Source organism: Paenibacillus sp. LS1 (genome assembly GCF_026013365.1).
Taxonomy (GTDB): domain Bacteria; phylum Bacillota; class Bacilli; order Paenibacillales; family Paenibacillaceae; genus Paenibacillus.
Genome location: NZ_JAPDOE010000013.1, coordinates 42,446 through 57,785, shown reverse-complemented (window position 1 = coordinate 57,785; position 15,340 = coordinate 42,446). Strand labels below are relative to the sequence as shown.

Here is a 15,340-nt window from a genome sequence, read left to right as displayed (position 1 = left end):
GAATCGGATTTGAATGAATGGGACGAGTTACGAAGTTGGCTTGATAAACAAAACATTGATCCCCCAAAGTTTGAAAACCCGTTTTTTCTCCGATTTGCCTTAGCGGTTAAAGAAGGGGTCACTGGATTGGATTTGGCCGTAATTATTCGTGGGGTACTACGGACAGAGTCCGAACAAAACCAGGGTCAGCGAATTATATTAAAACTTCCAAATATATCAGGTTGGCCAACTCCAGAGATGTATCGTGAAGTTGGGATTCAAATTCTTGAAGAGCATGAGGACGGCTATTTATTATACGCTGAGTCATGGAAGCCCGACTGGTTGACTTATCAAGAAGGAGACGAACCGGATCGACCATTGTATGGACTTGTAAAGCGAACCCATCTAAAAACTGTCTCAGGTGATCCCTTTTTAAAGGTATCAGAAAAAAAGTCTTATCGATGTTCATCTCAGCGAGATGCCATGCGAACTATCCTGACTGCTCCAGAGGATGCCACACTGTTGATTAATCTTCCTACAGGAACAGGAAAAAGTTTGTGTGGGCAATTGCCTGCTCTGATGATGTCCCAACAAGAAGGAGTTACGGTAGTTGTAGTGCCTACCATAGCACTGGCTCTAGATCAAGAACGTGCACTTATGCCACTTATTGAGCACCCGATGGCTTATTTCTCTAGTCCATCCCGTGCTCAGCAAAATGAAGAGATTAAAAATAAAATTAAAAATGGAACTCAACGAATTATATTTGCATCACCTGAAAGTGTCTTAAATTCATTGAACTCCCCCCTTCAAATAGCCGCTAAAAAAGGATATTTAAAGATGTTGGTTATTGATGAAGCTCACACGGTAGACGGGTGGGGAGAGGGATTCCGCCCAGCTTTTCAAGAGCTTGCTGGCTGGAGAAGAATGATACGAAGAATTTCGGTTATTCCCTTTCGAACTTTGTTACTATCGGCAACGGTTACGGAATCTTGCCACGAGCTATTGGAGACGCTGTTTGGGGATTCAGGCTTTAAATCGTTCTCCGCTGTCACACTTAGGCCTGAGCCAGCTTATTGGATCTCCAAGTGTTATAGTGACCAAGAAAAAATGAAGAAACTATTAGATGCGGTGCATCATTTACCACGACCTTTAATTATATATACAACAGAGGTAGCAGACGCTGTTCACCTTTATTCAGAGCTTCGCCGTAAAGGATATAAACGAATCGAAGTATTTCACGGGCAAACTGTTCAATCTTCACGTGAAAAAATTATAGAGGACTGGCAAGAGAGAAGAATAGATATGGTTGTTGCGACCTCCGCATTTGGGCTTGGTGTGGATCAAACTGAAGTAAGAGCAGTTATTCATGCTTGTGTGCCTGAAGGAGTGGATCGGTTCTATCAGGAGGTAGGAAGAGGTGGGAGAGACGGCCGAGCTTGCATGTCATTACTGCTGTATGATTACGAGGACATCGAGAAGGCTCGGAAAATAAATTCACCAAAACTGATAGGGATAGATAAAGCTCGATCACGTTGGGAAAGAATGTTTGCGAACCGTCAACCTGTTACTGGACACACAGATATGTTCCTGCTACCTATAACGATATCACCTGGAGTTGAACCAGAAAGAATTGACACCCGCAATGATTACAATGAGCAGTGGCACCTAAAAACATTAACGATGTTAGCAAGATTAGGGGTGTTAGAGTTTGATTGGGAAGAGGCAACAGATAGAAATAGTTCGATAGGTGGAGAAAATTGGCGGTTTATACGAATGTTAAGGCATGATCATAAAGAAGATGAGTTTTGGGATGAGGTCGAGGAATACCGTACTTTAAGTAAACGTATTAGTCGAGGCGAAATTGAAGCAATGGAAAGGTTGCTCAAAAGTGAGGAGTGTGTAGCCCACCTTATACAAGAAGTTTATTCTATATCTAACTCAGAGAAAAAGGATGAAAAAATTTTTGTGGCGCGCGCCTGTGGTGGTTGCCCGGCATGCAGAGAAGTAAGAAACGAACCTAGTATGCCTGCTTTAAACTCATACCCCCTTCAATGGCCAGTCAGTCAAAAAATTAAACCTATGTTGCGAAACTATTTAGATCCGGTGCGTAACCAACTGATTCTTTATCGGACTGGGGCTGCCCTTAATCCAAATCGAGTCGATTTGAAGGAGAAACTCACTATGTTTCGTACTATTCGTTGGTTTGCTAACCAAGGGATTCAACATATAGTGGCACAGGATCATTGGCTTGATTTAATAAGAGAAGATGAGACACTATCTAAAAGACTTTTGCTTTTTACTAGTGAAATAAATGACTATGCTCGGCTTGCGAGATTACACTGGAAAGTTCCTACCTTAGTTATCCACGAAAAAAAGGAAGATGATGCTCTTGTATTTCGTTGGATGAGTAAAGAGGCTGATTCTGCTTCTCCAGTAATTTTTTTTATTCCAGAAGATATGGAACATCCTATGCGTCGTGAATACCATGTAAGAGACTTGACAGATATACGATCCTATCTGTATGAGGCGTTCAGAAAAGAGGTCAGTTTATGAGTTTGATGAAGAACGTTCAAGCAACCCCGAGTAGAGTTTCTGCAATATACCGTTTGACTTTACAAATGCCGCATAAAAGAATTGAGACAAATAAGCTAAAACAACTTCTTATGCCGCAAGCACTTGCTAATACTGATCGTAATGAAACAGATTTTATTGGACTTACCATACCTGAATTGATCAAACTAAATCTCATAGAAGAGTCAGATAATTGTTTGCAGGTACCCGAAAATTTACCTAAAGAGATACTGGATAATAAACAGCTTGAGAGAGCATTACCTCATGTCCTTCGGGAAAAAGCACTTACTTCTTCAAATTTCGAAAGTAACAGTAATGCTGATCTAGCAAAAATAATAGCTTGGTATCTGTCCCAGAACCCTTACAATGCCCCTGGAAGCTGGGAAGCAGTTGAGAATGCTCTTATGATTCAGCTAAAGGACAAAATGGACTGCACTAGTGATCCTCGTTACGGACAATTTGAAGACTGGGCTCTCTATTTCGGATTTGTCTCAAGGTTGCCTAAAATGTTGTTTCCGGATCCAACACGAGTCATCCGTCACTATTTACCTCAGTTGTTTCATGATAAGCCTACACACAATATTGATACGATTGTTAAAAGACTCTCTAAACTCTGCCCTGTCATGGAAATGGGGCACTATCGTGAATCGTTGAGATTGAAATATGGAGCCGAAAATCTAAAAGAAGGTCACTTATCACAAGCTACATCTTTTGCATGGATGCGTTTAGAAGAGGAGAACATTGTTCGGTTGGAGAAAAAATCGGATGCTGACATATATTTATTTTCTGAAAACCAATATATGCATCGTTACTCAGAGATTACTTGGTTAAGAGAGGAGGTATAACGTGACACTACAGGTTTGCTGGAATACTCAACAAATCCATAAAGTCATGGACACCGATGCACTTCACGTTGACCGGCATATATTTTTGGCCACACATCACCCCATACAAATGTATAAACAATCTTCTGGTGTTAAGGTACATAGCCAGGGTGCTGCTTACGATGAGAACACTTTTCTACATGATTTTTTGGATAAAAAGGAGCATGTTTTCGTCCCTATTTTGGGGGAGTCTGGAACGGGGAAGTCTCATCTAGTCCGTTGGTTAGAAGCACAGATAGACCCAAGTGGACGCAAAGTGCTTCTCATTCCAAGGTTAACAAACCTAAAAGAGATTATCCTGATGATTCTTGAGGGATTAGAAGGTCATGTATTTGATGAATATCGCCAAAGGGTGCAGCATGCAGTTGGGAATGTAACGTTAGCCCAAGCTAAAGAAATGCTACATAATAATATAACCCTCGCAATTGGACCAAACGGCAATCACTCAATGGAGAGACTGGATGATTTTGAACACTATTTTATAGATAATTTACCTTATTTGTTTCGGGATCCTGCCCTTCTCAGGGAATGGTTTAAGGAAGATGGTATCATTCATCTATTGGCCGAACACATTATTGGGGGCAATGGTGGACGGCTTAATGAACGAAGAGAATTTACAGTCGAAGACTTACCTTTAAATATTTCATTTATCAATCAAGCCAGCGATATTACAATTTCTACTTATTCGGATCTTGTGGGTGATAATGAATTACAGCAAAGGGCAGTGAATTGGATTAATCAAAATTTAGACCAAGCTATCTCCGCTATGCTCAGTTTGTCTAGTACAGATTTAGTTAAACTTATGAATCAGGTTCGTGCCGAATTGGCCCGAAGAGATATAGAACTGATACTTCTAATTGAAGATTTTACCGTATTACAGGGGATTGACTATCAATTGTTAGATGCTTTAATTTACAAGGCTGCTGCTGATCAGACAGGCGAAGATAAACTTTGCGATATGCGTGTTGCCCTTGGGTGTACCACTGGTTATTTTAAACGTTTTGAGGATACAATCCTCACCCGAATAGATTTCCGTGTGATGCTTGATGTAGGCGAGGAACTCGTACCTTCTGAAGAAATCGAGCGATTTGCTGCAAAGTATTTGAATGCAATTCGTATGCCTGAAGCAAGAATTGTTCAGTGGTCTACAGAAGAAGGTAAAGAGAAGACTCTCCAATCAGCATGCTCAGATTTAGAGTGCCCATATATACATCAATGTCACGAAGCCTTCGGAGAGGTTGATGGAATTGGACTTTATCCATTTAACCGTATAGCTCTTCACTCTATGTATGAACGAAGTACAAAGGAAACAAATTTCAATCCTCGTCTCTTAATCAGTAAAGTACTCCGTTATATAACAGAAAATTACGCTGGTGCTATTGGAGAAGGTTTGTTTCCTCCTTCTTCTCTCTTTGACCATTTTGGTGGAAAAACAGAGAATCGCTTAAATACAATAACAAGGAGAGAAATGGAAACGAAAGATCCGATTCACTTTGACCGCCGTAATGTTCTAATAGAACTTTGGACTAACGGATATGAACTTGTAGATTTGCACCCTTATGTACATGAAAGTTTTAAGTTGCCGATATTAAATAGAGGAACTACATTTATCGATTCAAACAAGGGTATAGCTGAGACTTCATCTACATTAGAAGATGTTAGAGATTCTAGAGATGGAATTGCTATTTCGCAGAGCGCTATTTCTTCCGAGACATCGACTAAGTCATTATCTTCTGTAAAAGAGTCAGTGAGAACAGGAACAGCAGAACTAGGAATACTCCCAACTAAGGTTGAAGAGCTACTGAGGAAGGTCGATTCCTGGGGTAACGAAGGAATCATTAGTCAGCATGTCACTCAAGATCTAAGGGACTTAGTTTTCGAAGCACTGAATAACTTTATTGCTTGGGATAGTGTAGGTTTGAATAAGGTGTGGTTTACGGAGGCAGGATTGTGGAAAAAGACAATTATTAATTTTCGTTCGCAATCCACCCAAAAAAGTACAGGGCCGATCCAACTTTTCCTTCCTCAGAATGGAGATAAAGGGGAAGATACGGCATTGGCGTTACAAGGTTTGATCTATTTTAACCATTTTAAACATTGGGAGTTCCCAAAGGGGCCTCAGTATCTTAGGAAAACTGTAAATTATCTTGAGAGATGGAGTGCACTTTTGCTCAATCAGCTGCGCAACATCCCTTTGGCGGAGGGGGCATGGGACCCACTTCCGCCTGCGATTGAAGTGTTAGGTGTTACTGCTGCGATGGGGGGGATAACTGAGAGTTGCTCATCCGAATCTTTAACCATGTCACTCTTTAATTCTATCCCATCTATTAGGGGGAGAAGGTCTCCCCAATGGGATAAGCTATTTAATCAATTAACTCTACATCGTGATGATATAACTAAAATTGCAACATCTCGTTTAGCTGTTGTAAAAGGTGACAGTGGAACTAGTCGAGCGCGTGTAATTGATGCTTCTATGGTTATGAAGCGGCTCAAGAATTTAGAGTTGGGTCAACTTACAGATCCACCAGATGATCGAATAAGTGCTTTTGATAAGTTAATAAAGTGCGCACAGTTGATCCAAAATGATCTATTGATTGCTATAGAATCTGAACGAAAAGATAAAGTAGAATGGGCACAAAAAATGAAATGCTTTATTGGTGAAGACTTGGAGACTAGGGAAGTAGCTAAGCTCATTAAGAAAGCACTTGAAGGATCTTTAACGTCTGCCTCTCTTCGTGATGATAAAAATAAGATTTCGACTGCAGCTAATCGGTTAGAAAAGTTTCCAATAAAGTCCTGCATTAAGAGTATCGAGAGGCTAGAGACGAAGAGTTTGTTGGATGCTGCCGTGGAGTTAGGCAGACTACCCGTTGATCAGATTGCCGAACTGGAGGAAAGTGTGAATATTTTGGATAAGTTTCTTGATCAATCTACTCAAAAGGTTGAGAGAGATTTAAGAGACTTGCAGACGAACGAAGCTGTACAAAATCTAGAAAAGATAAAAGTTGAGATTGATTCCCAATTCAACCTTATTACAGAGTGTTTAAGATCCTTCTACAAGGAGGACAATTTATGTTAGTTGAGAAAGCGACCAGATTTATTAAACTTGTCGAAACAACGCATAGGATGGAAGTTGAAAAAGATTTATTGATGCAGTTTCGTTCACGTAGTATTCAACTTCAAGAGCTTGTGAGAAGTCTCAATGTGGTTAGTACAAGTTACCAAGTGATGATAGACGCAGGAATTGAATGTCCAGACTTTAGGGATACATTAGACCCGGTATTACGACTGACCGATTCTAAAATGAAATTATATCATGAGCAATCAGATTGGATCTTGGAAACAACAGAATTTCAATCTTATCAGAAAACATTGAAAAATTCCGTTGAATTTTTGGAAAAAAAATTACTTGAGTATTGGAATAAATATATTCAAGAATCTTGTCCACGTATCCAACAAGAAACACTAAATATTTTTGAAAAAATATCAAGTTTTCAGCGTGACATTGCAACGATGAAAAGCCATTTGCTGGATATTGTTTCTCTTTCTAAACAGTTGCCCTTAAAGGTTTCCGTAACAGATCAGTTAAAAAATAAAATCAATGAACTGCACTTTTTGTGGGAGAAGTTTGGACAAGGTAATGTCTCCGAAGATATTCTTATTTTTCTTAAACAAGCAGGAAGTTCAAATGGTGCTCCTATAAACCTTTATACTCCAAGCGTAATCAGATGGTTAGAGCAGAACGGGATATTGAAGCACTGCACAATACGAATATAGAAAGGGGAGACTTCATGATGGATTGGAAGCAGTTGTTCCTTAATGAACTAGAAGAACAAGAGGCTAGGTATTTGTCGTGGGGTTACGTCGAAGGTTCTTTTACAGAGGAAGAACTTAATCAAAGAGTGACTGAATTTATTGAAAAGTATCAAGTTGAGGATATGTCTGCTGATGAATTAAAAAATGAATTGTACGAGGAACGAATGATCTCCTCTTTACCAGGAAGAGATGGAGAAATATGGCGCACAAGAATGGCAGAAACTGTTCGACTCTTATTTCGACTTCGTCAATGGTTCCCCTCAAAAAAATGGGAAAATGCGCCTACTCTTGTTTCTGATTTTCGCTTTAACTTGCGTACACGAGAGTATCCAAAAAGATTTATAGATGGATCCATTCTTTTACAAGAGTTAAAAGATAAGATAGAGCCCTATGAACTTGATGCACTGAAATCATTTATGGAAGGGAAAGGGGATGGATTTCTCTTATCCGAATTTCAACGGAATGCCACAGCCCGGATGCTTCAGGATTTACAAGAAGAGAAATCACGTGGTTTTATTGTTACTGCCGGTACAGGAACAGGTAAAACACTCTCTTTCTACTTACCTGCTCTATCTTGGATAGCATCTAGGATTGATGATACACAATGGACTAAAGCTATTGCTTTGTACCCAAGAAATGAGTTATTGAAAGATCAATTTACAGATACCCTAAATGAGATAAGGGATATGAACCAGAACATGCAATTAGCGCGTCCAATTTCTATAGGGGCTGTATTCGGCGATACACCAGTAAAAAAAGACTCTGTGATAGGTAAGTGGGATAAAGGTGTAAATGGCTTCATATGTCCTTATCTAAAATGTCCAATTTGCCAGTCAGACTTAGCTTGGTCAACAACAGATCATGCTATAGGGCAGGAACGTTTAGTATGTACTAAAAGAGGTTGTGCTACGGTTATTGAGGGCAATGTGATGCCCCTCACTCGTGAGTCGATGAAAAAATCTCCACCAGATATTTTGTTTACTACTACAGAAATGATGAACAGGTACATGAGCGACTATACGTACAGCCGATTGATTGGCTTAAATGTGGATCAACCACCTAGAATTGTACTGCTTGATGAAGTGCATACATATACAGGGACGCACGGTGCACAGGTTGCATTATTACTCCGTAGATGGCATTATGCACTCGGAAAGACGCCAGTTGAAATGGTAGGATTGTCGGCTACACTTCGCGAAGCTGGTGACTTTTTTAGTGATCTCACTGGTTTAAATCGAAGTGACATTTTTGAAGTCGAAGCATCAAAAGGCTTAATGGAATCTAAGGGGAAGGAATATCAACTTATATTACGAGGTGATCCAGCTTCAGGTACTTCTCTAATGTCCACTACAATTCAAGCTGCTATGTTACTACGGCGTATGTTGGACCCAAGGAAAGCCAAATCTCAAAATGTAAGTACTTATGGATCCAAACTATTTTTGTTCGCAGACGACTTGGATGTGACTAACCGTTTATATCATACAATGCTTGATGCTGAAGGGAGAAATAGTAAGACCAAAGAAAAGCGACGTGATAAAGAGCCGCTAGCCGCTCTTCGGAGCTATAGTAGTGCAGGATTTGATGGACCAATGCAGATGCGATCAGGGCAAACATGGTTATTCGCAGAAGAGATTGGCCATGATTTACAACAGTCCTTAATTATAGGTCGGACAAGTTCACAAGATTCAGGGGTAGATGCTAACGCAGAAGTAATTGTTTCTTCCCCTTCCCTTGAGGTAGGGTTCAATGATAAACAGGTTGGTGCAGTTATTCAGCATAAAGCACCTCGAGGACTTGCTGCTTTTCTACAGCGAAAAGGAAGAGCCGGACGTGATCCGAGTATGCGACCTTGGATGGTTACAATTTTGTCAGACTTTGGTCGGGATCGTTTTATGTATCAAAGTTATGAGACACTTTTTCAACCAGTACTCGAACGTCAAGCACTGCCAATTATGAATCGTTATGTAATGCGTATTCAAGCTGTATTCACTTTCATGGACTGGGTTGCTTATGAATTAGGGCAACAGAAGGTATATTACGGAAGTTTATGGTATATGTTTGCTCAGCCCCAAAATGACGATAAATATCTTTCATCTCGGTCTAAAGTAATTCAATTGATTAAGAATGTTCTTGAAGATAAAAGTTCGTTCAGATCGAAAATGGAAATTTACATTCGAAAAGCATTAGATTGTTCAATAGAAAGTATGCAGTCCCTTATGTGGGAACCACCTCGTTCTTTAATGCTAGAGGTGTTACCAACGCTACTCAGACGTTTAGAGACTAACTGGGCTAGTTTAGATGGTGATCAAGAGATGGCCACCTTCGGTCACCCTCTTCCTGATTTCGTACCTGCCAATCTTTTTACCGATTTAAGTCTTCCAGAGGTGAAGGTTGTCCTACCTTCTTCATCAATTAAACCACGGCCCGAAGAGCCAATGGATATTTTACAGGCCTTAAATACATTTGCACCTGGTCGTGTTTCAAGACGTTTTGGTGTTTCACATGGTGCAGAAAGTCATTGGATTGAGCCAGCCTCATTAAAATCAAGTGTAGAGCCACAAAAACTCTTAATAGGTCAATTTTGTCAGGAGGGTGAATATCGTCATCTTGGGTTCTTTCAGTACTTTGAAGGTGATACTTGCTTTGAATTGCCTGTTCTTAGGCCGTGGAAAATTCGCCCAAAACAATCTGATGGATCCATCGACACTAAGTCAAACGCTCGCATGATCTGGAGAAGCCAAATATCACCAAATGAAAATAACGATTTTGGAGAACAAGCCATTATACCAAAAGGATCTAGGTGGGCGTCTTTAATTGAAGAAGTTCGATTCTTTACTCATGATAATCATAGTTGGGTGAATGTCAGAAGATTTACAACCGGTTCAGATGCTTCTGTGCGCTTAATAAATCAATCTGATCCTGTTGAATTATCTATTCAGTTCGCACTTAATGATGATCAACCAGCTGCTCTGGGATTTATTCAACAAGTAGATGGTATCCGTTTTACACTCTCACAGATTCCAGATAATTTAATATCTTTGCAAGATAGAAATGAAGCTAAAATGAGATCATTTCGATCCCTCTATTTTCAACATATAGTGGTCAATGATCCAGTGTTAAAGAAAGTTGCTAACATCTTTGTACTTGAGCGAATGGCTGAAATATATTTATCTGCGTTGCTACAAGTAGCTATGTCAAAAACATGTCCATTGGAGGAGGCTTGTGAATTTATTCATAATCAAAATTTTTCAACGGCCATGGACGAAGTTATGAATGTCGTCTTCCAGGTTCTTAGCAATTCGCCAAATGAATCAGATATGGTCGAAGAGGATGGAGAAGATGAACAGTATCAACGCACCCATTTAAAATTAATTGGATTATTTGAAATACCCGAGGTTGCTGATAGATTAAAAAATTTAGCCTCTGTTCTATGGCAGAACCCCAATAATGAGTGGGAAAAATGGGCTCGTCAACGTTGGGTATCTACGCTGGGAGAAGCTATTTTGAGTGCGTGTAACGAGATGGCTAGTTCACATCGGAATAGTGAACTACTGTTGGATGTTGGAGGTGGTTCGCGCCAAAAGGAAGATGGAAGTTGGGAAAATGCGGATGATGAGATATGGATTACAGAAACAATTGATGGGGGAAGTGGAATTATCGAGGAGATAGCAAATAACTATCAGCGAGATCCTCGTCGCTTTTACCGTTTAATCGAGAGTGCGCTGTCTCCATCAGATGCAGAAATAGTGCATAGTGAGCTGTCGCAAATTCTAGAAAAGATTCAGAATAATGGATTGCTATCTGAACGAATTAAGGGCTTTCGGCATGCAAAAGGATATCATGAAACTAACCGAGCTATGGAAGATTTAAGAAAGCAACTCCAAGATCTTGGTATATTAACAACCTTGCCAGTCATGAATGGATTGTTTAATCGGATTCTTCGTCCAGGTAGTAATCCTGAGACAGACCAATTTCTTTTTAGTTTGCTACAGTTGTGGCAACAGGAAGAAACTCGATTAGGAATTGAGATGGATGCTCGTGTGTTTGCTTATATATCAAGCGCGGATGGTTCGAAGACTAATGATATTCATGCTGCCCTGCAACATATAGATCCTTTAGCTTTAAATGATATGTTTTGGCGTTTTAATGTGGTTTATAGTTTGATTTGGCCTCAAGGGTCCCAAATTCGTCGTCGAGCACTTGAGTCGTATAACCCGTTTACAATAAACCCGCCGACGGATAGGGAATTAGTTCTTGATGCTATGCTTTTGCACCATCGTATTCAAATTCCAGATCCAAATTGGAAACAAAAGACTAGTGAAATGCTAATTGAACAAGGATCTGTGCAAATTTTGATTCCTGTGGAAAGAAAACTTGAAATAAGCAATATCATCTTCGAGTTGACTGAAGAACCTATTGATTTAGGTTATTTACATGTCTTTCCGAGGGTGGAGGGTATAACGAGAGGAAATAACTTTTATACATTAAATGTAGAGATCCGGGAGGCACTACAATGACACGTTATATATATACAAATGCTGTTTCTAGAGAAATTCCGGATCTACTACAAAGTTTACTAACTGCTGAATTGATACGACCCAGTCGCCAACTTTTCTTGGCCTCTCCCTGGATTTCTGATATTCCAGTTATTCGTAATAGGTCTAATGAATTTTTGGTTCTTGAACCACAATGGGCCCGTAAGGATATTAATTTTTCCGATGTCATTGCATATCTTATTGATCATGGCACGAATTTTTATTTAGAAACACGCAAAATCGATCTCAATGAAGATTTCGTAAAAGCTATTCAAAGTAAGACTTCAAAATTCTTTGATGTACGATACAATGCAATATTACACCGTAAAGGTTTATTGGGAGATAACTATTATTTAAGTGGATCAATGAATTTTACCTATAACGGGATTAGTACTCTTGATGAATTTTTACAATACACTGCGGATTCTAATGAAGTGGCGGAAAACCGAATTGTTTGGAATCGAGGTTGGGGTGAGGGGAAAGTTGAATGATTACACCAATTACACAAAACTTTGTAGAACAATTTTTTTCTAGCCCTAACCTCTTTAAATGGGAGATCTACACATCTGGGAGATTAAACAAGTTATCATTTTGTATTTCCAGGCTGGAGGGTGAACAACCAGTACCAACCATAATACCTTTTATGGAAAACGATAAAACGTTGACTTGGTTTGCAATTGCATTTGATGAAAAGTCACTCACGCAATTACGAGAGCAAGTTCGTTCCTTTATTGGACCAAGCTACAGTAGCTTTAATGATTATCATATAGACGGAACTCCTCATGTGATGGATCAAATTGTTAATACATTCTCCAATGGTTATTATTTTACGTTTCGTGGAAATGACAGCATTATTAGAGATAAGGCAAGTTTAATGTTTCAGCTGCTCGATAAAAAAACTGGTAAGTCATCTGGTAGACCCAATGAACCTTATCCAATGTTGCGTAATTTTGAATTGGCATTACAGGCAAATGAGAAGGATGAAGCGGAAAGGCAAATTCAGTTGTTGGAACGTTATCGCCTATTAGATCCACGCAATATTTTATTCATGCGTATTGAATTCTTGGCTCATTTTGAATTCTGGAAGGAAATTATCGAACATCCGCAGCATGAAGATTTAATTAAGGCATCGCGTCCTTCAAGGATTACACAAAGTTTAATTAGAGCTGTATTTCATGTTTACCTTTATCAGCATATCAATGATGTGGAAATTTTAAAAACTACATTTAGAGAAGAGGTTTGGCCACAATATCAATCTCTATATCGTGCTCGTGGCTCGCTGATCCATCCAGAAACTCTAATTAGTTTTATGCTACGAGCAGTAGATACTGATACCCCTCAGATCGAAATGCAGCGTGACATACTGGCTGTAGGCAAGGGAACAGAGATAGAATCGATTTTATTGGAACTTGTTCACTCGGATGAGTTTAATGACAAGAAAGAACCTGTAGATACAGGGATTCCTTCATTGGTAGAGGCAAAATCACTTGCGGATCGGGGGAGGTTTGAACAAGCAATAGCCATTGCTTTGAACCTGCCTTCATCGAAAGAACAAATACAGATTATGCTCTTATGTGCATTTGAATTACAAGACTTTATGATCGATAAACAAGTGGCAAGTGCAGTCACCCATCTGGATGAAGCAGAGTGGCATTCGATTCTAACGAGTAGACAAATACGTGTTTATTATGAATATTTGATCCCATATCTGCAAATTGACAATACTTTAAATTTATCTACTAGGCTTCCTATCAATTGGAATGAATGGCTAGAGAGGTATAAAGATCTCGGTAGGTTCACTGCCGTGGAACTGGCAAAGAGAGGATTTGGAGATTGGGGAAGAGAGGATTTTCTTCAAAACGAAGTGGAGATAGACAGGTTTTTAGAGAATTTACGTCGTGATACAGAGGCAGAAAGGGAAGCACTTCCTTATATAATTCGGTACTTTGAAAATGATCCTGCATGGCCACGTCCTAAACTCAAGGAAGTTTACTTGGAAATTCACCGCCGTTTATTGATGGACATGCAAGGAGATTCTTATGAAATGAGACTAGCTACTAGTTGGTCAGAAACTTTAGTCCGTTTAGGGTTATCTTCAATACAGTATCGTCAGTTGTTTGAACAATTAAGCTATGGGTGGAAAAACTATTCCTCGATTAATTTTTTTGAGATGTTGTATTCATTTCTTCAAACGGTTGGAGAACAGCCTTGTCCTGATCAGTTATCTTGTTGGCGTTTCATTCACAGTATTCGTGATCGATTGAAAGAGCAAGTAGAAATATTAGATGGAAAATGGACTGAGTTGGAAAAACGATTGATGCCAAAGGAATGGGAGACGTGGTACTCCGCTTTATTTGAAGCTACCGAGGGTTATCACTTCTTGATGGATTGGTTGGATTATTTGGGAATAAATTATAATAATTGGACACCAACTAGTATTCTGCGTATTCAGGACTGGATGACAGAATGGGGAGTAGAAGAACCGGAAAATGCTAAAAAAAATATTATTTCGAGATCCTTGCTTCCATTCATTAATTATGTCAGTAAAGATCCTAATTTTCCTGTAAATGAAGATGCGGAATTCTATGAAACGCTAACTGATATAGTTCGATTATATGCAGGGAAAAATAAAGAGACTCTACAGAGTTTATTTACCTTACAGAATGGGTTACTACTTAAAAAGCCTGAGGTTGCTGAGATACAGTGGAAGTCTACACATGATTGGCTGACAATTCAACCGACCGCACAATTGTTAAAAGTTGTGTTTGAATTAATGGAACTATTTTATGATTATGGTGTTCCTGGAATGGAAATTAAACTTCTATGGGATGAATGGATAGGCAGACTGTACGATAAATTTGATGAAGAAACGGGACGATTGCTGCCGTTTCTTCTTGAATTAGGAAAAGCAGTTGAAGGGAATTATTTGATTTTACAAGAATTGCAGGAGATCCTTAATCAAGATCAGAGCGGAGAACAGGATCCTCTAAAACAACTTCCACCAATGACTATTACTATCTTCTCTTGCAGGGAAAAGGCTGCTCAACGTGCTGCAAATCGAATTATGCTTCGAAATCCATATTTACAAGTTCGAGTTTGCACACAAGATCGTGCTACTGATCAGACCAAATCTTACGCTCGTCAATCGGATATATCGATAATTGTTACTGATTGTATATCTCATGCTCTTACCTTGGGAATTAAAGGCTTTCTTCCACGTGACCCAATATATCCTCGTAGTTCTGGGGAAGCAGGAATCGTAGAAAGTTTGATGGAGTATTCTAATCATTACATTAAAGAAATAAGCAATTAGTACTGAGTAACTGCTATTCTAGAGGTAGCCTTTATAAATGAGGGATCAGATTGATCCCTCATTTATTTATTATGTAGTATTCTTTTTTGGGTAGTAAAGTTTATTTATCTACAGTCGCCTCAAACTAGGTATCGAAGTAGTTTAAATTTTATATCCGTACAGTTTTCTTGTATAGGTGAGTATATCATTGTTTATAAAAGAGGAAATATAGAATACAAACTCAAGTTTTTATGATTAATTAA

The 15,340-nt window shown here is 39.2% G+C and carries 7 protein-coding genes; all 7 read left to right on the top strand.

The window, feature by feature from the left end; all coding sequences use genetic code 11:
• Window positions 1-9 precede the first annotated feature (9 nt).
• The 7 genes from dpdF to OM416_RS27470 are packed head-to-tail and all read left to right on the top strand — an operon-like array spanning window position 10 to window position 15,098.
• On the top strand, window positions 10-2,532 hold the full coding sequence (gene dpdF / locus OM416_RS27500) for a protein DpdF (protein ID WP_264934853.1): 2,523 nt from the start codon (window positions 10-12) through the stop codon (window positions 2,530-2,532).
• Window positions 2,529-3,395: a protein DpdG gene (dpdG, locus tag OM416_RS27495; RefSeq protein WP_264934852.1), complete on the top strand. Its 867-nt coding sequence runs from the start codon at window positions 2,529-2,531 to the stop codon at window positions 3,393-3,395. Before dpdF ends, dpdG begins: the two co-directional genes overlap by 4 nt.
• Window position 3,396: 1 nt before the next feature.
• On the top strand, window positions 3,397-6,513 hold the full coding sequence (gene dpdH, locus OM416_RS27490) for a protein DpdH (RefSeq protein ID WP_264934850.1): 3,117 nt from the start codon (window positions 3,397-3,399) through the stop codon (window positions 6,511-6,513).
• Complete coding sequence (locus OM416_RS27485; RefSeq protein ID WP_264934848.1) at window positions 6,507-7,211, top strand: hypothetical protein; 705 nt, start codon at window positions 6,507-6,509, stop codon at window positions 7,209-7,211. The genes dpdH and OM416_RS27485 overlap by 7 nt, the downstream gene beginning before the upstream one ends.
• A 14-nt stretch (window positions 7,212-7,225) precedes the next feature.
• Window positions 7,226-11,767, top strand: a complete 4,542-nt coding sequence (gene dpdJ, locus OM416_RS27480) for a protein DpdJ (protein ID WP_264934846.1) — start codon at window positions 7,226-7,228, stop codon at window positions 11,765-11,767.
• Entirely contained in the window at window positions 11,764-12,276 is a 513-nt protein-coding gene (gene dpdK / locus OM416_RS27475) for a phospholipase D-like domain-containing protein DpdK (protein WP_264934844.1), read from the top strand. The genes dpdJ and dpdK overlap by 4 nt, the downstream gene beginning before the upstream one ends.
• Window positions 12,273-15,098 carry a hypothetical protein gene (locus OM416_RS27470; protein ID WP_264934841.1) on the top strand — a complete coding sequence of 942 codons (2,826 nt, stop codon included), beginning with the start codon at window positions 12,273-12,275 and terminating at the stop codon, window positions 15,096-15,098. Before dpdK ends, OM416_RS27470 begins: the two co-directional genes overlap by 4 nt.
• The last annotated feature ends 242 nt before the right edge of the window (window positions 15,099-15,340 follow it).